The organism is Streptomyces sp. KR80, from assembly GCF_052245555.1.
Lineage (GTDB): Bacteria > Actinomycetota > Actinomycetes > Streptomycetales > Streptomycetaceae > Streptomyces.
Map to the genome: position 1 here is coordinate 361,599 of NZ_JBQQCD010000003.1, position 19,558 is coordinate 381,156.

The 19,558-nt window shown below is 71.2% G+C and carries 16 protein-coding genes; 13 read left to right on the forward strand and 3 right to left on the reverse strand.

The genetic code is table 11. The annotated features are described in order from the left end of the window. Window positions 1-27: 27 nt before the first annotated feature. From ACTWQI_RS07105 to ACTWQI_RS07130, 6 genes are all read left to right on the forward strand, one after another. Window positions 28-981: an NTP transferase domain-containing protein gene (locus ACTWQI_RS07105; RefSeq protein ID WP_443268468.1), complete on the forward strand. Its 954-nt coding sequence runs from the start codon at window positions 28-30 to the stop codon at window positions 979-981. Next, window positions 978-2,681: a molybdopterin molybdotransferase MoeA gene (locus ACTWQI_RS07110; RefSeq protein ID WP_443268470.1), complete on the forward strand. Its 1,704-nt coding sequence runs from the start codon at window positions 978-980 to the stop codon at window positions 2,679-2,681. Before ACTWQI_RS07105 ends, ACTWQI_RS07110 begins: the two co-directional genes overlap by 4 nt. After that, window positions 2,665-3,735 carry a potassium channel family protein gene (locus ACTWQI_RS07115; RefSeq protein ID WP_443268472.1) on the forward strand — a complete coding sequence of 357 codons (1,071 nt, stop codon included), beginning with the start codon at window positions 2,665-2,667 and terminating at the stop codon, window positions 3,733-3,735. Before ACTWQI_RS07110 ends, ACTWQI_RS07115 begins: the two co-directional genes overlap by 17 nt. 16 nt (window positions 3,736-3,751) lie before the next feature. After that, window positions 3,752-4,729 (forward strand): NAD(P)H-quinone oxidoreductase, encoded by a 978-nt coding sequence (locus ACTWQI_RS07120; RefSeq protein WP_443268685.1) that lies wholly within the window; start codon window positions 3,752-3,754, stop codon window positions 4,727-4,729. Between the two features lie 354 nt (window positions 4,730-5,083). Further along, the gene (locus ACTWQI_RS07125; protein WP_443268474.1) at window positions 5,084-5,713 is read left to right on the forward strand and encodes a hypothetical protein; all 630 of its coding nucleotides are present in this window, start codon (window positions 5,084-5,086) and stop codon (window positions 5,711-5,713) included. 113 nt (window positions 5,714-5,826) lie between these two features. Then, a complete protein-coding gene (locus tag ACTWQI_RS07130; RefSeq protein ID WP_443268476.1) occupies window positions 5,827-6,393 on the forward strand; it encodes a bacterial proteasome activator family protein in 567 nt (188 codons plus the stop codon). Window positions 6,394-6,502: 109 nt separating this feature from the next. On the opposite strand, the gene ACTWQI_RS07135 is transcribed toward ACTWQI_RS07130, so the two are convergent. Continuing rightward, window positions 6,503-8,212, reverse strand: coding sequence for a protein kinase domain-containing protein (locus ACTWQI_RS07135; protein ID WP_443268478.1), 1,710 nt, complete (start codon window positions 8,210-8,212; stop codon window positions 6,503-6,505). A 326-nt stretch (window positions 8,213-8,538) separates the two neighbouring features. Here ACTWQI_RS07135 and ACTWQI_RS07140 point away from each other — a divergent pair, with 326 nt between their 5' ends. Then, window positions 8,539-10,137: a protein kinase domain-containing protein gene (locus ACTWQI_RS07140; protein ID WP_443268480.1), complete on the forward strand. Its 1,599-nt coding sequence runs from the start codon at window positions 8,539-8,541 to the stop codon at window positions 10,135-10,137. 63 nt (window positions 10,138-10,200) lie between these two features. Here the strand turns inward: ACTWQI_RS07140 and ACTWQI_RS07145 are convergent, their stop codons facing one another. Then, a complete protein-coding gene (locus tag ACTWQI_RS07145) occupies window positions 10,201-11,226 on the reverse strand; it encodes a phosphotransferase (RefSeq protein ID WP_443268687.1) in 1,026 nt (341 codons plus the stop codon). Between the two features lie 512 nt (window positions 11,227-11,738). Here ACTWQI_RS07145 and pdhA point away from each other — a divergent pair. The 3 genes from pdhA to ACTWQI_RS07160 are packed head-to-tail and all read left to right on the forward strand — an operon-like array spanning window position 11,739 to window position 15,474. After that, entirely contained in the window at window positions 11,739-12,905 is a 1,167-nt protein-coding gene (gene pdhA, locus ACTWQI_RS07150) for a pyruvate dehydrogenase (acetyl-transferring) E1 component subunit alpha (RefSeq protein WP_443268482.1), read from the forward strand. A 1-nt stretch (window position 12,906) separates the two neighbouring features. Then, complete coding sequence (locus ACTWQI_RS07155; protein ID WP_443268484.1) at window positions 12,907-13,887, forward strand: alpha-ketoacid dehydrogenase subunit beta; 981 nt, start codon at window positions 12,907-12,909, stop codon at window positions 13,885-13,887. Between the two features lie 24 nt (window positions 13,888-13,911). After that, window positions 13,912-15,474 carry a dihydrolipoamide acetyltransferase family protein gene (locus tag ACTWQI_RS07160; protein WP_443268485.1) on the forward strand — a complete coding sequence of 521 codons (1,563 nt, stop codon included), beginning with the start codon at window positions 13,912-13,914 and terminating at the stop codon, window positions 15,472-15,474. A 95-nt stretch (window positions 15,475-15,569) separates the two neighbouring features. Here ACTWQI_RS07160 and ACTWQI_RS07165 read toward each other — a convergent pair whose 3' ends face one another. After that, window positions 15,570-15,713 (reverse strand): hypothetical protein, encoded by a 144-nt coding sequence (locus tag ACTWQI_RS07165; protein ID WP_443268487.1) that lies wholly within the window; start codon window positions 15,711-15,713, stop codon window positions 15,570-15,572. A gap of 24 nt (window positions 15,714-15,737) precedes the next feature. Here ACTWQI_RS07165 and ACTWQI_RS07170 point away from each other — a divergent pair, with 24 nt between their 5' ends. The 3 genes from ACTWQI_RS07170 (at window position 15,738) to ACTWQI_RS07180 (ending at window position 19,530) form a co-directional block, all read left to right on the forward strand. Further along, entirely contained in the window at window positions 15,738-16,397 is a 660-nt protein-coding gene (locus ACTWQI_RS07170) for a GntR family transcriptional regulator (protein ID WP_443268489.1), read from the forward strand. Continuing rightward, on the forward strand, window positions 16,394-17,695 hold the full coding sequence (locus ACTWQI_RS07175) for an MFS transporter (protein ID WP_443268491.1): 1,302 nt from the start codon (window positions 16,394-16,396) through the stop codon (window positions 17,693-17,695). Before ACTWQI_RS07170 ends, ACTWQI_RS07175 begins: the two co-directional genes overlap by 4 nt. Window positions 17,696-17,955: 260 nt before the next feature. After that, a complete protein-coding gene (locus tag ACTWQI_RS07180) occupies window positions 17,956-19,530 on the forward strand; it encodes an alpha/beta hydrolase (RefSeq protein WP_443268493.1) in 1,575 nt (524 codons plus the stop codon). The last annotated feature ends 28 nt before the right edge of the window (window positions 19,531-19,558 follow it).

The window sequence follows — 19,558 nt, forward strand, 5'->3', positions numbered from 1 at the left end:
CGGGAGGGCCCCGGCCATACTCGGAGCATGACTGCGCATGTGTACGACGCCGTGGTGCTGGCAGGAGGCGCCGCGAAGCGGCTGGGCGGCGCCGACAAGCCCGGATTGCACGTCGGCGGCCGCCCGCTCCTGGACCGGGTGCTGGGCGCATGCGCGGATGCCGCGGAGACGGTCGTCGTCGGCTCCCGCCGCCCGACCGTACGGTCGGTGCGCTGGGCGCGCGAGCAGCCGCCGGGTGCCGGTCCGCTGGCGGCTCTGGAGGCGGGTCTGCGGCAGGTGACAGCGCCGGTGGTGCTGGTGCTCTCCGCCGACCTGCCCTTCCTCACGGCCGGTACGGTGCGCGCGCTGCTCGCCGCGCTCGACGACAGGGCCCCGGGCGGCGGTGCGGACAGGAGCACCGAGGGGGTGCTGCTCGTCGATGCCGACGGGAGGGATCAGCCCCTGCTCGCCGCGTACCGCACCGAGCCGCTGCGCCGTGAACTCGCCCTCTTCGCCGCGGAGCACGGAGGCCTCGCTCACCTTCCCCTCCGTGCACTTACGGCCGAGCTCACTCTCGGCCGTCTCGCCGCCCCGGACTCCGACGCGTCATTCGATTGCGACACCTGGGAGGACGTCGCGGCGGCCCGGGCCCACATCAGGGAGCATGGGAACGTGCTGGACGAATGGATCACCGCAGTCAAGGACGAACTCGGGATCGAGCTGGACGTGGACACCAAAGTCCTGCTCGACCTCGCCCGCGACGCCGCGCACGGTGTGGCCCGGCCGGCCGCGCCACTCACCACGTTTCTGGTGGGCTATGCCGCGGGGCGGGCAGGCGGCACTCCCGCCGAGGTGGCGGCCGCCGCTCGTAAGGCCGCGGGGCTCGCCGAGCGATGGGCAGCCGAGGAGTCGCCCCAGGACTCACGCAGCGGCCCGGAGACCGGCCCGGGGACCGGCTCGGCGACCGGCCCCGGAAATGGCCCGGGGAAGTCGGCGGAATGACGAATTCGGGCGTGGACCGCGCGGGCGACCGGGGCATTGACCCCGCCGTCGACCTCCCTTCGAGCCATGATGCCGACCGTCACTTCGGCCCTGGTGCCGCCTGTGGTCCCACCAGTGACCGCGACCTTGAGGTCGAGGAAGCGCTCGCCATCGTCGCGCAGGACGCTGCGCCGGCCCGGGACGGGTCGGCGGCCGAAGCCGGTGAGGCGCCCCGGCATGGGCGATCCCATCGGGCCACGCCCTGGCCGGAGGCCCGGGCCGTCGCCGCGCAGGCCGCGTCCGCCCCCTTGCCGAGCGTCGTACGCGGCCTCGCCGACGCGCACGGAGAGGTCCTCGCGGAGCCGCTGGTCGCGCTCACCGACCTGCCGTCGTTCGACACGTCCGCCATGGACGGCTGGGCTCTGGCCGGACCCGGCCCCTGGCGCATCGCGCCGGGCACGGGGGACGGCATTCTCGCCGGGCAGGACGAGCCCAAGCCACTGCCCGACGGGCAGGCGATTCGCATCGCCACCGGCGCCCGCGTCCCGGCCGGTACGACGGCGGTGCTGCGTCGCGAACACGGCGAGGTGCGAGAGCGCGCCCACAGCGCCCACAGCGCCCGAAGCAACGCAGGGGAAGCAGCGGACGCAGCGGACGCAGGGAACGAGGCCGGGCCGGCCCCGGCACAGCCTGAGACCCGGGAAGCAGCGCCGCCGAACCTGCCGCCGCACGCGGCGCACGGCGAAGCGCAGCAGTCTGCGGGCGACGCAGCGGAGGGGGCTCCCACCCCCGGACCACGCGACGCCTGGCTGCACGTTCTCCCCGGCCGGGGACCGGTCGCGCCCGGCCAGGACATCCGCCCGCGCGGTCAGGAGTGCCGCAGCGGCGACCGTCTGCTGCCCGCCGGTGCGGTCGTTTCGCCGGCCGTCCTCGGCCTCGCCGCCGCCGCGGGCTACGACGAGCTGCGCACGGTCCCCCGCCCGCGCGTCGAGGTGCTCGTCCTCGGCGACGAGCTGCTGGATCGCGGCCTTCCTCGCGACGGCCGGATCCGTGACGCGCTCGGCCCGATGCTCGGCCCCTGGCTGCAGGCGCTCGGGGCGGATGTGGTCGGTACGCGCCACCTCCGCGACGACGCCGACGTCCTCCATGCCGCGGTGACCTCCTCCACCGCAGACCTCGTCGTCACCACGGGGGGTACGGCCGGCGGGCCCGTCGACCACGTCCACCCCACCCTGCGTCGCGCCGGTGCCGAGCTGCTGGTGGACGGAGTCGCCGTACGCCCCGGCCACCCGATGCTGCTGGCGCGCCTGGCCCCCGGACGGCATCTGGTCGGGCTTCCGGGAAATCCCCTCGCCGCGGTCTCCGGTCTGCTGACTCTCGCCGATCCCCTGCTGCGTACGCTCTCGGGCCGAGGCCAGGCGACGTATGCGACGGCACCTCTCGCCGCGCCGGTCCAGGGTCACCCCCACGACACCCGGCTGGTGCCGGTCGCCTTCCGCGCGGGGCGGGCCGTTCCGCTGCACTTCAACGGACCGGCCATGCTCCGCGGCATCGCCGCCTCGGACGGACTCGCCGTGGTACCGCCCGGTGGCGCGGCGGCCGGAACCGAGGCGCGGATCCTGGAGCTCCCCTGGCAGGCCTCCGGCCCAGGCACCGGCATCGGGACCCTGAAGACCGCGACGGACGAACCGAGGGGCGGTGTCCATGAAACTCCCCAGTGAAGACGCCGCCGCCCGCGCGGTCCTCGACGACGGGCATCACCGCATCCAGCTCCCTCGGCGCGCCCTCCGCAGCCCGCTCCAACAGGTGGGCCGACGACTGCTGATGGCCCTGACGGTCCTCGTCGCAACGGTGTTCATCGTCTACGTGGATCGCGCCGAGTACCACGACAACGCCGACGGGAAAGTCGACTTCCTCGACTGCGTCTACTACGCGACGGTCACCCTCTCCACCACCGGCTACGGCGACATCGTCCCGTTCGGCGACGGCGCCCGGCTCGTCAACGCCCTGCTCGTCACGCCGCTGCGCGTGCTCTTCCTGATCATCTTGGTCGGCACCACCCTCGAAGCTCTCACCGAGCGCACTCGCGAGGAATGGCGGCTGACCCGCTGGAGGTCCGTTTTGCGCGATCACACCGTCGTCGTCGGCTATGGGACCAAGGGCCGCAGCGCCCTGAACACCCTGACCGCCAAGGGCCTTTCGAAGGACAAGGTCGTCATCATCGACCCCAGCCAGCAGGTCGTCGACGCGGCCAACGCCGCAGGTCTCGTCGGCGTCATCGGGGACGCGACCCGCAGCGATGTGCTGCTGCAAGCCGAAACCCAGCGGGCCGGAAAGATCATCATCACCACACAGCGGGACGACACCGCCGTGCTGGTCACCCTGACGGCCCGTCAACTCAACCGTGGCGCACGGATCGTCGCGGCCGTCCGGGAGGAGGAGAACGCGCCGCTGCTGCGCCAGTCCGGCGCCGACGCCGTCATCACCAGCTCCAGCGCCGCGGGCCGCCTCCTCGGTCTGTCCCTGATCAGCCCCAGCTCGGCGCGGGTTATGGAGGACCTGATCCAGCAGGGCACCGGCCTGGACGTGATCGAACGGCCGGTGGTGAAGTCCGAGGTCGGCCGGTCCGTACGAGAGGTGGACGACCTGGTCGTCTCGGTGTTGCGCGGGCACCGCCTGCTCGGGTACGACGACCCGAAGGCGAGCCCGCTGGAGGCGACGGACCGCATCATCGCCATCGTCCGGGCGAAGCCTCCGGGCGTCGCCGCGGAGTAGCCTCGCGGCCATGTCTATGCACGCGATCACCATCCCCGAACCCGGCGGACCCGAAGCTCTGGTGTGGGCCGAGGTCCCCGACCCCGTACCAGGCGAGGGAGAGGTGCTGGTCGAGGTCGTGGCCGGCGCCGTCAACCGTGCCGACCTGCTGCAGCGCAAGGGCTTCTACGATCCGCCGCCCGGTGTCTCGCCGTACCCCGGCCTGGAGTGCTCCGGCCGTATCGCGGCACTGGGGCCGAACGTCTCGGGCTGGGCGGTTGGCGACGAGGTGTGCGCGCTGCTCTCCGGCGGTGGCTACGCCGAGAAGGTCGCGGTCCCGGTCGGGCAACTGCTGCCCGTCCCGGCGGGCGTGGATCTGCTGTCCGCGGCGGCGCTGCCCGAAGTCGTGTGCACGGTCTGGTCGAACGTCTTCATGATCGCTCACCTCCGCCCCGGTGAGACGCTGCTGGTGCACGGCGGATCGAGCGGCATCGGCACCATGGCCATCCAGTTGGCGAAGGCCGTGGGGGCGCGCGTCGCGGTGACGGCGGGCGGCCCGAAGAAACTCGAACGCTGCCGCGAGCTGGGCGCGGACATCCTGATCGACTACCGCGAGCAGGACTTCGTCGAGGAACTGCGCAAGGCCACGGACGGAGAGGGCGCGGACGTGATCCTCGACATCGTCGGCGCGAAGTACCTCGACCGGAATGTCCAGGCCCTCGCCGTGAACGGCCGGCTGGCGATCATCGGTCTGCAGGGCGGACGCAAGGGCGAGCTGAATCTGGGGGCGTTGCTCGCCAAGCGGGGTGCGGTCACCGCGACCACCCTCCGTGGTCGTCCGCTCGCGGAGAAGTCGGCGATCGTGGCGGCCGTGCGGGAACACGTCTGGCCACTGTTCGCCACGGGGCGGGTACGTCCTGTGGTGGACCGTACGATCCCGATGAAGGACGCGGCGGAGGCCCACCGGGTGCTGGAGGGCAGCGGTCATGTGGGAAAGGTGCTGCTGAAGGTCTGACCTCCCAGGGCCGGTCCGCCCGCGCGGTCCGGCCCGCCGCGGAGGACGGACGTCGCTTGCGGTGGCGGGCACCGGCGTGCCCGATTACTCACCGTCGCTGCAGGGCTCGGGCCCGCAGCTCGCCGTGCGATGCGTTGGCCGCACCACCCGCTGAGGGCCCAATTCAGGTGGCGCCGTACCGCAACTGGCCTCATATGAGGTGGATTGTGAGTAATCGATCGACATGCCAGATTCGTCCCGACATGGGACGCTGAGCACGGTCATCGTGACAGCTCGGCACGGGAGGGGGTCACCGCCGTGGCTCCAGCGCTGCGTTTGCGATTCGCCATGGGGCTCCTTGTGGGAGCCGCCCTGTTGCCTGCTTCCCCTGTTCTCGCTCTCGATCACGCCTCCTTCCCCGGGAAGGCGAAGGCCCCGGCCGCCCGTCCCCAGCCGTATGCCGGCGTCGGAGTACCCGGCGGAGCCGCCCGGCTCGCCGGCTCCGTCGGACACCGGCACCCGGATGACGACCGGCACCGCTCGTCAGCCGGGCGGCGCGCGGGGGAGGGCCGGCAGCGGCCCGGTCGGCCCGAGGCCTCCGTCCCGCCGCACACGGCGGATTCCGGCGCGCCCGAGGCGCCGTCGACCGCTCCGTCCGCCGCCGTCCCGGGCCTGGGCGACGTGCCGCCCTCCGAGCGGCCCGCCCCGCACCGGTCACCGAACGTGCCACCTCCGCCGGGCTGGGACGAGCTCGAGGCGGGACGAACGGACGCCCCGCTGCCGTACGAGCAGGAGCCGCGCGATCCCGTCTGGACGGAGCTGGCCGAGCCCCCGGCCGAAGAGCCTCACGACGCGGATGCCGGCGACTCGGCCGGGGAGATATCCGACGGCCAGGCGGCGGCGCAGCCCACCGGACCGCTGCTGCGCGTGCTGCCGATCGGCACGGGGCTGGCGCTCATGGGCTTCGGACTGGGTTTCATCGGCATCCGGCTGCGGCAACGCTGAACACCTCCCGTTGAACGTTTCTCCCCCTGAGGCTGAACGTTTCTGCAGGAGGGTGGATCAGCGATCTCAGGGGGCACAACCTCGACCAGGCACGTGTGCGAGACAATGGCGGCATGGAGATGCCGAGGAACGAACGGTCGCAGGAGAGCCCCCACGTCCTGGTCGTGGGACCGGACGGAATGGCTCTCGGCAACGCCAACCCCGGCCACGGGGAGGGCGACGAAGAGTCGCGCGAGGTACCTGTGACGGACATGGTCGAACAACCCGCGAAGGTCATGCGCATCGGCAGCATGATCAAACAGCTTCTGGAGGAGGTCCGGGCGGCACCTCTGGACGAGGCGAGCCGGGTCCGGCTCAAGGAGATCCACCACAGCTCCGTGAAGGAGCTGGAGGACGGCTTGGCGCCCGAGCTGGTGGAGGAGCTGGAGCGGCTGTCCCTCCCGTTCACCGATGAGACGGTCCCGACCGAGGCGGAGCTGCGGATTGCGCAGGCTCAGCTGGTCGGCTGGCTGGAGGGGCTGTTCCACGGTATCCAGACGACGCTCTTCGCCCAGCAGATGGCGGCGCGGGCGCAGTTGGAGCAGATGCGGCGGGCGCTCCCGCCGGGTGTGTTGACCGGCGAGGAAAGCGACGAGGACCGGGCCCACCAGGGCGGCGCCCGCTCCGGCCCGTACCTCTAGCCCGGCCCAGCCCCTTTCCCGTGAGCAGGGGCTTCACCCCTGGACCCCGTTCGTCTGCGGGCTGGTGGTCGGCCGGGTTGTGCGGAACGACTGCCCACAACCCGGCAGATCACGCGGGCTTGCCCGTGGAGACGGTCAGCACGAACTTCTCCGTCTTGTCGTTCGGGTCGAACGCGTCACCGGCCAGCGGGGTTTGACGGATCACGATGTCCTTGCCCCAGACGTTCTCGTCCTCGTACTCCACGCTGTACCGCCAGCCCGCGGCGTTCAGGCACTGCTTCACCGACGTGAGGTCGTAGAACTGCAGTTGCGGTGCACTGACCTTGGTCTTGTCCTCGAAGGACTCGTACGCGTCGGTGCACCTCTCCTGCTTGATGACCTTGGTCTTGTCACCCGGGTTGAAGTCGGACTCCCCGCCGCCGCCCGTGGCGGCCGGTCGCTGCGTCGGGTCGTCGGTCGGGTCGGATGTCTCGTACGGCTCGGACGACCGGGTCGCGTCGCTGTCCGTGGCGACCCGGTGGTTCTCCGAGTCCCCGATCGCGGCGATCACCACGCCGAGCACGACCAGCGCCACGACGGCCGCGATCACGATCACTGCCACCCTTGCACCGCCGCCTGGCCGCGCGGGGTTCGGGGAGATCGTGTACGGCGGTGGGGTGTGCGCGCCGCTGCCGTACGGAGCCGGCGGCGGGGCCGGGGCCTGGAAGCCCTGCTGCTGCAACGGGTGCGAAGGCGGTGGTGGCGTGGAGGGCCCGAAACCGCCGACCTGCCCCGCGTGCGGCTGCGGCTGCGGCTGTGGATGGGGCTGGTACGGCGTCTGCACGTTCGGCGGCGGCGCCGGGCTCTGCTGGTTCACCGGCGGGAAGACCGCCGCGCCGACCCCCGCCCCGCTGCGCGCCGGCGGCCCGCCGCTGATGATGATCGGCGCGGTACCGGTCTGCCCGCTCCCGGCCACGCGCGCGCACTCGTCACGCATCGACTCGGCCGTCGGGAAGCGCTCGTTGGGGTTCTTCTTCAGGGCCCGGGCGACCAGCGCGTCCACCCCCGGGGTGATCGACTGGTTGATGGACGAGGGCTGCGGCGGCTCCTCCTGCACATGGGCGTACGCGATGGCCAGCGGCGAGTCCGCGTCGAAGGGCAGCCGACCGGTGAGCAGTTCGAAGAGCATGATGCCGACCGAGTACAGGTCGGAGCGCGCGTCCACGGCGCGCCCTAGCGCCTGCTCCGGTGAGAGGTACTGCGGCGTGCCGACCACCATGCCGGTCTGGGTCATCGACGTGACGCCGGACTGCATGGCCCGTGCGATGCCGAAATCCATGACCTTGACCACGTCACGCTTGGTCATCATCACGTTGCCGGGCTTGATGTCCCGGTGCACCAGCCCCACCTCGTGGCTGACCTCGAGGGCGGCCAGCACATCCGCAGTGATCTTCAAGGCCTTCTCGGCCGGCATCGCGCCGTGCTGCGCGACATCCGCGTCGAGCACCGAGCGCAGCGGCCGGCCCTCGATGTACTCCATGACGATGTAGGGCACCAGTGCGCCGTCGACCGCGTCCTCTCCGGAGTCGAAGACCGAGACGATGTTGGTGTGGGAGAGCTTCGCCACGGACTGGGCCTCGCGGCGGAACCGCTCGCGAAAGGACTGCTCCCGCCCCAGTTCTGTATGCAGGGTCTTGATCGCGACCTGCCGGTCGAGCACGGAGTCGTACGCCAGGTGCACCGACGCCATGCCGCCCGTGCCGAGCAGGTCGCGCAGCTGGTACCGGCCGCCGCCGACCGAACGGCCCTCATAACGGCCCTGAGCGCCGTCCTGGCTCATCTGTCTGCTCCCCCCGTGGCGCACACGGTCCTGCACTGCCGCCCGGATGCACTGATCCCTCTCCCAATGATTCTCGGCCAAGTCTGCCCCAGGGTGTGGACACGTCAAGCCGCATGCCCGTTCCGTGACCGGATGGGCAAGAAGCGACTCTCAAGCGTTACCGCCCCACCACGCGGCCACCATGGGATTTGCATCCGCGTGGTGGCTGCGGGTTGGATGGCCGGTCCATCACCAACCGGCGCGCCGCCCCGACCCTGTAGCGTGCCTTAGCGGAAGACCGTAGGACGCCGCACACAGGACGCGGACAGACACGACGGCGAGGACCGATGGCACAGACGCAGCGCGCCCAGGGCCCGTCCGAACCCGACGCCTCCGGCGGGGGATCTCACGACGTACCGGAGAACTGGGGCATCGGCGGGCTGGTCGGCGACGGCCGCTACCGTCTTACGCGCCGGCTCGGGCGCGGCGGCATGGCCGAGGTCTTCGCTGCGGAGGACGTACGGCTCGGCAGAACGGTTGCGGTGAAGCTGCTCCGTGCCGATCTCGCCGAGGACCCGGTCTCCAAGGCCCGCTTCACGCGCGAGGCCCAGTCGGTGGCCGGCCTCAACCACCATGCCGTGGTCGCGGTGTACGACTCCGGCGAGGACGCCGTCGGCGGCAGCACTGTGCCGTACATCGTCATGGAGCTGGTCGAGGGACGGACGATTCGCGATCTGCTGCTCAACGCGGAGGCGCCGCCGCTGGACCAGGCGCTGATCATCGTCTCCGGGGTGCTGGAGGCGCTGTCCTACAGCCACCACCACGGCATTGTGCACCGCGACATCAAGCCCGCGAACGTGATCATCACGGACAACGGCGCCGTCAAGGTGATGGACTTCGGCATCGCCCGTGCGCTGCACGGCGCGCAGTCCACCATGACCCAGACCGGCATGGTCATGGGCACCCCGCAGTACCTCTCCCCCGAGCAGGCCCTCGGCAAGGCCGTCGACCACCGCAGCGACCTGTACGCGACGGGCTGCCTGCTCTACGAACTGCTCGCGCTGCGGCCGCCGTTCACCGGCGAGACCCCGCTCTCGGTCGTCTACCAGCACGTCCAGGACGACCCGGTCCCGCCGTCCGAGGTCTCCGACGTGGTGCCGCCCGAGCTGGACGGCTTGGTGATGCGGGCGTTGGCGAAGGACCCCGACGACCGGTTCCAGAGCGCCGAGGAGATGCGCGGCCTGGTCCAGTACGCCCTGCAGATGCTGGAGGACAAGGGCGGGCACACCGGCGTCTGGAACACCGGACCGGTGACCCACGCCGGTGCCTCCACCCCGGCGATGGGCACGGCCGGTACGACCGTCCTGCCGCACCCGAACCACGGTGACACCCCGCCGACCTTCGGGATGCACCCCGACCGGACCGGCCCGGGCCCTCTGCTGCCCGGCGCCAGGGCGGACGACGGCGGCTTCGAGGGCCGCCGGCCCGGCGGTCCGGGCGGGCGTGGCGGCCGGGGCAAGGTCTGGCTGTTCGTGGCGCTCGCGGTCATCGCGATCACCGCCGGCATCGTCTTCGCGCTGGACAACACGGGCGAGAAGACGAGGCAGGATCCGAACCCGTCCACGTCGGCCACGAAGCCGAAGGAGACGCCGACGAAGTCCGAGGACGAGGAGACGACGGAGGACCCGGATCCCGGTGCCGTCGTCGGCGGCCAGGACGACTACACGCCCTCCTACACCCCCACCGAAGAGCCGAGCCAGACCCCCTCCGAGACGCCGTCGCAGACGACGCCGACCGGAGAGCCCAGCGAGCCTTCGACCGGCGGCACGACGGACGGCGGGACCGGGTCGACCCCCGCTCCGACCGACGGCGAGACCGGTACGTCGGACGGCGGCAACGGCGAACCGGGCCCGACGACCGATCCGAGCGGCAACGGCGACGACTGACCCGGCCACCGCGCCCGCCGGTCCGGTCCGGCGGTGCGTCAGGCTCAGTCGGCGGAGTGCCCATCAGTCCGTGAACGCGTCCCGCACCGCCTCGTATTCGCGGGTCCACCAGACCACGAGCGCCGCCGCGGCCGGAAACTGCGGATCGGCGCGCCGATCCCGCAGCTGGTAGCGCCAGCGCAGCATCCAGAAGTCGTTGAGTCGCTCCCACCACACCCGGTGCACGGCAGCCGCCAGCTCCTCCGAGTCGGCACCGGTGGCGCAGCGGTAGGCGCGGGCGTACGACCGGACCTTGGACAGCTCCAGCGTGCCCCCGGGCCGTACGAAGAAGATCGCCGCGGCCCGCACCGCCTCCTCCGCGCGAGGCTGAACGCCCAGTCGGTCCCAGTCGAGGATCGCCGCGGGCTCGGCGCCCCGGTAGAGGAGATTCAGTGGGTGGAAGTCACCGTGCACCCAGCCGGTGGCCGGTTCGGCGCCCGCCTCCGGGCGCCGGTGGGCGTGCCGCTCCAGGAGGGCCCGGCGCTCGACCAGCCGTTCCTCGGCCAGCCCGTCGAAACTGCTCCGTGGCCGCTGCTCCCGTGCCAGCCGCAGCAGCTCCTCGATCAGCTCGTAGGTGTCGGACGGATCGGCGCTCGCCACCCGGGCCTCGGCCTCCGGGACCGGCGACTGGAGCATGACCCGTTCCAGGCAGGTGTGGACGACCCCCAGCAGCGCTCCCAGCCGCCGCGACTGGGCGCGGCTGAGCTCACCGCCGTCCCGGTGCCTGCCGTCGACCCAGGGGTGCAGGGCGTAGCACCGGCCGCCGATCACCGCGACCGTACGCCCGTCCGTGTCGGCGAGCGGCGGGGCGACGGGGAGGCCCATGGCGCCGAGGCGTGCGGTCGCGCCGTGCTGGCGGGTGATCGCGGCGCTGTCGCCGTCGAGATGGTGCTTGAGGAAGTAGCGGCCGCGGGTGGTGGCCAGGTGGTAGCCGCGGTTGAGCAGGCCCTCCGCGACGGGCTCGCAGGACAGCGGCTCGCCGGCGCCCACGTACCGGCGCAGCAGGGTGCCGAGGGTGCTGCCGTCGGGGGCGGTCCGGGGCGGTGGCACGGTGGCGAGGCCAGCGGGGGCGTCAGATGAGCGCGGCACCCGGCAGATGTTAGATCACTCCGTCACACAGCGTGCCGGTGCTGGCGCAGAGGTGTACCCGTGCGGTAATAGGTGGCCGCTTGATGGACCCGCGGCCGACCACCCCACGGCCGTCGGCAGCTGCCCTTCCCGCTGCCTCCCCCGCTGCGCGCTCCGAATCGGCCTCCCAGGGAACTCTTCCCCGTGTCTCGTACTCCGGGATAACGTGCCGTTGTCCGGCAGGCTTGCAAGGCTGTGACCAGTGCTGTTTCCCCCGGTGTCGCGACTTACTTGGAAATCCAAGCAAAATCGCAGGTCAGGAGGGCTTTCGCAGAGATGTGGAGCACTGGGTAACGTGCCTATTGCAGCCACAGTCCGGGCGCCTGTCACGCCCGGTTCGGCCGCGCCGCACATACCCCGTGCGCCGTTCGAAGCGGGTGAGCCCCAACTGGCCACCGGCGGATCCCGGGGGCCGGACAGACGGAGGAGCAACCGTGACCGTGGAGAGCACTGCCGCGCGGAAACCGCGCCGCAGCAGCGGCAAGCGCGCCGTGGCCAAGAAGCCGCCGGCCGACCGGCCGGAGTTCGTACAGCTGCTGACGCCGGAGGGCGAGCGGGTCGAGCACCCCGAATACTCCATCGACCTGACCCCGGAAGAGCTGCGTGGCCTGTACCGGGACATGGTGCTGACTCGTCGCTTCGACGCCGAGGCCACCGCCCTGCAGCGCCAAGGCGAGCTGGGCCTGTGGGCCTCGCTGCTCGGTCAGGAGGCCGCCCAGATCGGTTCCGGCCGGGCGCTGCGCGACGACGACTACGTTTTCCCGACCTACCGTGAGCACGGCGTCGCCTGGTGCCGCGGTGTCGACCCCACCAACCTCCTCGGCATGTTCCGGGGGGTGAACCACGGTGGCTGGGACCCGACCGGCAACAACTTCCACCTGTACACGATCGTGATCGGCTCGCAGACGCTGCACGCGACCGGATACGCGATGGGCGTCGCCAAGGACGGCGCGGACTCCGCCGTGATCGCCTACTTCGGTGACGGTGCCTCGAGCCAGGGCGATGTCGCCGAGGCCTTCACCTTCTCCGCGGTCTACAACGCCCCTGTGGTCTTCTTCTGCCAGAACAACCAGTGGGCGATCTCCGAGCCCACCGAGCGGCAGACCCGGGTACCGCTCTACCAGCGGGCCCAGGGCTTCGGCTTCCCGGGTGTCCGGGTGGACGGCAACGACGTGCTGGCCTGTCTCGCCGTCACCCGCTCCGCGCTGGAGCGGGCCCGTAGCGGCCAGGGCCCGACCCTCGTCGAGGCCTTCACCTACCGCATGGGCGCCCACACCACCTCCGACGACCCGACCCGCTACCGGCTCGACGACGAGCGCGCGGCCTGGGAGGCCAAGGACCCGATCAAGCGGCTGAAGGTCTACCTGGAGAAGGAGGGCTTCGCCGACGAGGCGTACTTCTCCGAGCTGGAGAGCGAGAGCGACGCGCTCGCCAGGCGGGTCCGCGACGCCGTACGCGCCATGCCCGACCCGGACCCCATGGCGATCTTCGAGAACGTCTACGCCGACGGGCACGCGCTCGTCGACGAGGAGCGCGCGCAGTTCGCGGCATACCAGGCCTCATTCGCCGACGAGGCGGAGCCCGCCGGGAAGGGACACTGATATGGCCGTCGAGAAGCTCTCGCTCGCCAAGGCGATCAACGAATCGCTCCGCACGTCCATGGAGACCGACCCCAAGGTCCTGATCATGGGGGAGGACGTCGGCAAACTCGGCGGCGTCTTCCGCGTCACCGACGGCCTGCAGAAGGACTTCGGCGAGGAGCGGGTCATCGACACCCCCCTTGCCGAGTCCGGCATCATCGGCACCGCGATCGGCCTCGCGCTGCGCGGCTACCGGCCGGTGGCGGAGATCCAGTTCGACGGCTTCGTCTTCCCCGCGTACGACCAGATCGTCACGCAGCTCGCCAAGATGCACGCGCGGGCGCTGGGCAAGGTCAAGCTGCCGATCGTCATCCGCATCCCCTACGGCGGCGGCATCGGCGCGGTCGAGCACCACAGCGAGTCGCCGGAGGCGCTCTTCGCACACGTGGCGGGTCTGAAGGTGGTCTCGCCGTCCAACGCGGCCGACGCGTACTGGATGATGCAGCAGGCCATCGAGTCCGACGACCCGGTCATCTACTTCGAGCCGAAGCGGCGCTACTGGGACAAGTCCGAGGTGGACACCGCTGCCATCCCCGGCCCGCTGCACGCGGCCCGGGTCGTCCGGCCGGGCACCGATCTGACGCTGGCCGGGTACGGGCCGATGGTGAAGGTCTGCGTCGAAGCGGCCGATGCGGCCGCCGAGGAGGGCAAGTCCCTGGAGGTCGTCGACCTGCGCTCGATGTCGCCGATCGACTTCGACACGGTGCAGCAGTCGGTCGAGAAGACCCGGCGGCTGGTCGTCGTCCACGAGGCCCCGGTGTTCCTGGGAACCGGGTCGGAGATCGCCGCGCGGATCACCGAGCGGTGCTTCTACCACCTGGAGGCCCCGGTGCTACGGGTCGGCGGCATGCATGCGCCGTATCCGCCGGCCCGGCTGGAGGACGACTACCTGCCGGGGCTCGACCGGGTGCTGGACGCCGTCGACCGCGCGCTGGCGTACTGAGGGGCCGAGGAGATCGTGACAACGATGACTGAGAAGCCGACGCTCCCCCAGACTCCGTCCGGGGGTACCCGCATTCGCGAGTTCAAGATGCCCGATGTGGGCGAGGGACTCACGGAAGCCGAGATCCTCAAGTGGCACGTCCAGCCCGGCGACACCGTGACCGACGGTCAGGTCGTCTGCGAGGTCGAGACCGCGAAGGCAGCCGTGGAGCTGCCGATCCCCTTCGACGGGGTGGTGCACGAACTGCGCTTCCCCGAGGGGGCGACGGTGGATGTGGGCACCGTGGTCATCACGGTGGACACCGAGCCCGGCGGCTCCGCCGCATCCGGCGAGGCCGGGGCGGCCTCCCACCCGTCCACGGCGGAAGGCGCGGCGCGCGAGGCGGCCGAGCCGGGCCCGGCGCCCACCCCGACCGTGCCGGGCACCGCGGCAGGCGGTGCGGAGGCCTCCGGCCGCCAGCCGGTGCTCGTCGGCTACGGCGTCTCCGCCTCCTCGACGAAGCGCCGCCCGCGCAAGCCTCAGCCCGGCCAGAGCCCCGCCGTCCCGGGCGCGGGAGCCGCGCTCGGCGGCACCGGCGTGCCTCCGGCGCAGGCTGAGGCGCAGGCCCAGGCTCAGGCGCAGCCGACCGCTGCGGCGATCCAAGCGGAGCTGAACGGCCGGGCCGGTGCCGCTGCCGTGAGTCAGGCGGCGCCGGAGGCGCGGCCGCTGGCGAAGCCGCCCGTCCGCAAGCTCGCCAAGGACCTCGGCGTCGACCTCGCGACCGTCACCCCGACCGGCCCGGACGGGATCGTGACCCGCGAGGACGTGCACGCGGCGGCGGAGGCTGCGGCCGCGCCGGCAGCCCCCGCCGCCGTCGCGCCGGTGCCCGAGGCCGCCCCGGCGGCCGCGCGCGAGACCCGCGTGCCCATCAAGGGCGTACGGAAGGCCACCGCCCAGGCGATGGTCGCCAGCGCCTTCACCGCGCCGCACGTCACGGAGTTCATCACGGTCGACGTGACCCGCACGATGAAGCTCGTACAGGAACTGAAGCAGGACCCGGATATGGCCGGCCTGCGGGTCAACCCGCTGCTCCTGGTCGCGAAGGCCTTCCTGATCGCGATCAGACGCCACCCGGAGGTCAACGCGGCCTGGGACGAGGCCAACCAGGAGATCGTGCAGAAGGGGTACGTGAACCTGGGCATCGCCGCCGCCACGCCGCGCGGCCTCATCGTCCCGAACATCAAGGACGCCCACGCCAAGGCCCTGCCCGAACTCGCCGCCGCGCTCGGCGAGCTGGTGTCCACGGCGCGCGAAGGCAAGACCTCCCCTGCGGCGATGCAGGGCGGAACGGTCACGATCACCAACGTCGGCGTCTTCGGCGTCGACACCGGTACCCCGATCCTCAACCCCGGGGAATCGGCGATCCTGGCCTTCGGCGCGGTCAAGCTCCAGCCGTGGGTCCACAAGGGCAAGGTGAAGCCCCGCCAGGTCACCACCCTGGCGCTCTCCTTCGACCACCGTCTGGTCGACGGCGAGTTGGGCTCCAAGGTCCTCGCGGACATCGCGGCGATTCTGGAACAGCCCAGAAAACTCCTCACCTGGGGCTGACGCCCCCCGCGATCGCCACAGCCGGAGCCCGGACGCACGCACGCGTCCGGGCTCCGGCCGTTCCCCGAGTTGCGCGCGCGCCCGGACCGTCCCGTTCAGTGGATGACGTCGATGGCGCAGCGCACACCCGAGCCACGCTGCAACTCGGCGTCGCGGGTGATCAGCGGGGCGTCCAGATGCTCGGCCAGGGCGACGTCGGCAGGCTCCGTCCGCGATGCGGACATGTCTGCGGCACGCATACCTGTTGTATCTAAGATGTGCACATGCCCTCCGCAGCCGCCACCGCCAAGCAGCCGCCCGCCGCCGAGCGGGTCTACGCCCACGTCAAGCAAGCCGTGCTCGACCGGCGCTACGAGGGTGGGACCCTGCTCACCGAGGGTGACCTCGCCGATGCCGTCGGCGTCTCCCGTACGCCCGTGCGCGAGGCCCTGCTGCGGCTCGAGGTCGAGGGGCTGATCAAGCTCTACCCGAAGAAGGGCGCGCTGGTGCTGCCCGTCTCCGCGCAGGAGATCGGGGACGTCGTCGAGACCCGGCTGCTCGTCGAGGAGCACGCCGCCCGTAAGGCCGTGCCCGCCTCGCCCCGGCTCATCGCGCGCCTGGAGGAGCTGCTGGAGGAGCAGCGGCGGTACGCGGCCGAGGGCGACCTGGCCGCCGTGGCCGTCAGCGACCGCTGCTTCCACGCCGAGATCGTCCGCAGCGCCGGGAACCAGATCCTCGACCGGCTCTACGACCAACTCCGCGACCGTCAGCTGCGGATGGGCGTCGCCGTGATGCACGCCCACCCGGACCGGATCGCCAAGAACATCACGGAGCACGCCGAGATCCTGCATGCCCTCCGCACCGGTGACGCCCAGGCCGCGGCGGCTGCCGTGCACCAGCACGTCAGCTGGGTACGCGTCCTGGTCCGGGGTGATGAGCGGTGAGCTCGGACATACGGCCTGCCGGCGATCCGCCCGGCGGCCGCCGGGCGGTCGCCGTCTGGGGCATCGGCGTCGCCGTCTACTTCGTCGCCATCACGTACCGCACGAGCCTGGGCGTGGCAGGTCTCGACGCCGCCGACCGCTTTGAGATCAACGCCTCCGCCCTGTCGACCTTCTCCATCCTCCAGCTGCTCGTCTACGCCGGGATGCAGATCCCCGTCGGACTGATGGTCGACCGGCTCGGCACCAAGAAGGTCCTGGGGCTGGGCGCGGTCCTGTTCACCGTCGGGCAGCTCGGCTTCGCGCTCTCCCACTCGTACCCCACCGCCCTCGTCTCCCGCGCGCTGCTCGGCTGCGGTGACGCGATGGCCTTCATCAGCGTGCTGCGGCTCGGCTCGCGCTGGTTCCCGGCTCGCCGCGGTCCGCTCATCGCGCAGGTGGCCGCGCTGATCGGGATGGCCGGCAATCTGATCTCCACGATCGTCCTGGCCCGTCTGCTGCACACCCTGGGCTGGACGCCGACCTTCGCGGGAAGCGCCATCGGCGGCACGGTCGTCCTCGTCCTGCTGCTGCTCTTCCTCAAGGACCACCCCGAGGGGTACGAGCCGGAGCCCGCCGCGCACCACCATGCCCCCGGCTTCGTACGGCGGCAGATCACCGCGGCCTGGCGGGAGCCCGGGACCCGGCTCGGCATGTGGGTGCACTTCACGACCCAGTTCCCGGCCATGGTCTTCCTGCTGCTGTGGGGCATGCCGTTCCTGGTCGAGGCGCAGGGGCTGACCCGTGCCACGGCCGGTGAACTCCTCACGCTGGTCGTGCTGTCCAACATGGCCATCGGCCTCGTCTACGGGCAGATCATCGCCCGCCACCACCGGGCCCGCACGCCGCTCGCGCTCGGCACGGTGGGTGTCACGGCCCTGGTCTGGGGCTCGGTCCTGGCCTGGCCGAGCGGCCACGCGCCGATGGGGCTGCTGATCCTGCTGTGCAGCGTGCTCGGTGCCTGCGGTCCCGCCTCGATGATCGGTTTCGACTTCGCCCGTCCCGCCAACCCGCCGGAGCGGCTCGGCACCGCCTCGGGCATCGTCAACATGGGTGGCTTCGTCGCCTCGATGACGACCCTGCTCACCATCGGTGTGCTGCTCGACGCGACCGGCGGCGACTACCGGATCGCCTTCGCCTCCGTCTTCGCCCTGGAGACGTTGGGCGTGGTCCAGATCCTCCGCCTTCGGGGCCGGGCACAGCGTCGCGAGCGGGAACGGGTCGTGGCCAGCCGCGTGGAGACCGTCCACGTCCCGGCGTAGGGCTGCTCTTTCACCTCCGGCCCGGACATTCGTGGCGGTCCTGTCGTCACAAAGCGCGGCGCCGCGCCGTGCGTTCGGCCGGCCACTGGGTCACCTCCTGGACGAGGACTACGTCGTCCCCTACGACCTGGGGGCCATGTGCCATGCGTCCCGTACATCCACGGTTGGACATAGTCCTGCCCCGTTGATGGATTCGCTCGAACTCCTTTGCGCGAGAAGGTCTCTGCGTCACAACGCACTCCTTCAGAAGGACCGACCACATGCGAAGTCGACGAATAGCACCCCTTCTGGCGGTGGGCGCCGTCGCCGCCCTCATTCCTGCGCTCACCCCCGCCACGGCCTCCGCCGCTTCAAGCCCCATGAAGCAGTACCTCCAGCAGAAGCCCAAGTGGCACCGCTGCGACAACAAATCTCCCGCCAACTACCAGTGCGCGACGATCAAGGTGCCGCTGGATTACAGCCGCCCCGACGGCAAGAAGATCGAGCTGGCGATATCGCGGATGAAGACGAGGGCCACCGGTGAGCGTCATGGCGTTCTGCTGCTCAACCCGGGCGGCCCCGGCGGGGAAGGCCTCAGCATGCCGCTGAACATGGCCGCCGAATTGCCCAAGTCCGTGAAAAGACACTACGACCTCGTCGGATTCGATCCCCGAGGTGTTGGGCAAAGCTCCCCGGTGAGCTGCGGCCTCACCGACAAGGAAGCCGACTGGCAGCGCCCGTACAAGCCCAACACGTTTGACAAGGACGTGAGGTGGGCCCGCACTGTCGCCGAAAAGTGCCGCGCCAAGGGAGGCGGCAAGCTGCGGCACCTCACCACGCGCAACACCGCCCGCGACATGGACGTGATCAGGACCGTGCTGGGCGAGAAGAAGATCTCCTACCTGGGGTACTCCTACGGCACCTACCTCGGCGCCGTCTACACGCAGATGTTTCCCCAGCACGCCGACCGTTTCGTGCTGGACAGCGCCGTCGATCCCGAGCGGGTCTGGCGGGGCATGATCCAGGTGTGGGCCGAGGGGGCGGAACCCGCGTTCACGAGGTGGAGCGAGTGGACCGCTCAGCGTGCCGCGACGTACAAGCTGGGTGACACTCCGGAGGAGGTTCGCAAGACCTTCTGGGACCTGGTCGCCCAAGCCGATCGCGAGCCCATCGAATTCGAAGGGCAGCGCCTTACCGGGGACGACCTCCGTGCCGGCAGCCGGGCCATGTTCTTCAGTGTCCGCGACGCCGCCGAGAGGGTCGTCGCATTGAAGAAGGCCGCCGAGGGCAGGCAGCCGGCTCTCACCGGCACACCCAGGGTGACCCCGCGCCCCGCTCCGCCGTCTTTCGGCCGGGCCGTCCCTTCGGACAACCAAACCGCGAGCTTCTGGTCCGTCGTCTGCGCCGACACGCGCTCCTGGCCACGCGACCCGGAGCAGTACCGTCGCGACGCGGTCCGGGACAAAGCCCGGTATCCGCTGTACGGCGACTTCGCGTCGAACATCATGCCGTGCGCGTTCTGGGGGAACGGCAGTGAGCCCGCCACGAAGGTGAACAACAAGGTCGGCGCGCTCATCCTGCAGAACGAGTGGGACTCCCAGACGCCTCTGTCCAGTGGCCTCGGCCTGCACCGGACCCTGAGCGGCTCGCGGATGGTCACGGTCGATGAGGGCGAGGGACACGGCATCTACGGCACCAAGTCGTGCGCCGACAAGACCGCCACCGCCTACCTGACCACCGGCAAGCTCCCTGCCAAGGACCTGACCTGTCGAGCTCCCGCTGGGCAGGCGCAGGACGCTCGCCGGCTTCCGATCCCCACGCCTCCGGGGATTCCGGGGACGCACGACCGCTCCTGACCCGGTCCAGGACATGATGTGGGGGCTT

What these genes read in the sequence shown, in the direction of transcription:
- ACTWQI_RS07105 (WP_443268468.1), top strand. Translation starts at nt 28, where the DNA reads ATGACTGCGCATGTGTACGACGCCGTGGTGCTGGCAGGAGGCGCCGCG.
- ACTWQI_RS07110 (WP_443268470.1), top strand. Translation starts at nt 978, where the DNA reads ATGACGAATTCGGGCGTGGACCGCGCGGGCGACCGGGGCATTGACCCC.
- ACTWQI_RS07115 (WP_443268472.1), top strand. Translation starts at nt 2,665, where the DNA reads ATGAAACTCCCCAGTGAAGACGCCGCCGCCCGCGCGGTCCTCGACGAC.
- ACTWQI_RS07120 (WP_443268685.1), top strand. Translation starts at nt 3,752, where the DNA reads ATGCACGCGATCACCATCCCCGAACCCGGCGGACCCGAAGCTCTGGTG.
- ACTWQI_RS07130 (WP_443268476.1), top strand. Translation starts at nt 5,827, where the DNA reads ATGGAGATGCCGAGGAACGAACGGTCGCAGGAGAGCCCCCACGTCCTG.
- ACTWQI_RS07135 (WP_443268478.1), bottom strand. Translation starts at nt 8,212, where the DNA reads ATGAGCCAGGACGGCGCTCAGGGCCGTTATGAGGGCCGTTCGGTCGGC.
- ACTWQI_RS07140 (WP_443268480.1), top strand. Translation starts at nt 8,539, where the DNA reads ATGGCACAGACGCAGCGCGCCCAGGGCCCGTCCGAACCCGACGCCTCC.
- ACTWQI_RS07155 (WP_443268484.1), top strand. Translation starts at nt 12,907, where the DNA reads ATGGCCGTCGAGAAGCTCTCGCTCGCCAAGGCGATCAACGAATCGCTC.
- ACTWQI_RS07160 (WP_443268485.1), top strand. Translation starts at nt 13,912, where the DNA reads ATGACTGAGAAGCCGACGCTCCCCCAGACTCCGTCCGGGGGTACCCGC.
- ACTWQI_RS07165 (WP_443268487.1), bottom strand. Translation starts at nt 15,713, where the DNA reads ATGCGTGCCGCAGACATGTCCGCATCGCGGACGGAGCCTGCCGACGTC.
- ACTWQI_RS07170 (WP_443268489.1), top strand. Translation starts at nt 15,738, where the DNA reads ATGCCCTCCGCAGCCGCCACCGCCAAGCAGCCGCCCGCCGCCGAGCGG.
- ACTWQI_RS07180 (WP_443268493.1), top strand. Translation starts at nt 17,956, where the DNA reads ATGCGAAGTCGACGAATAGCACCCCTTCTGGCGGTGGGCGCCGTCGCC.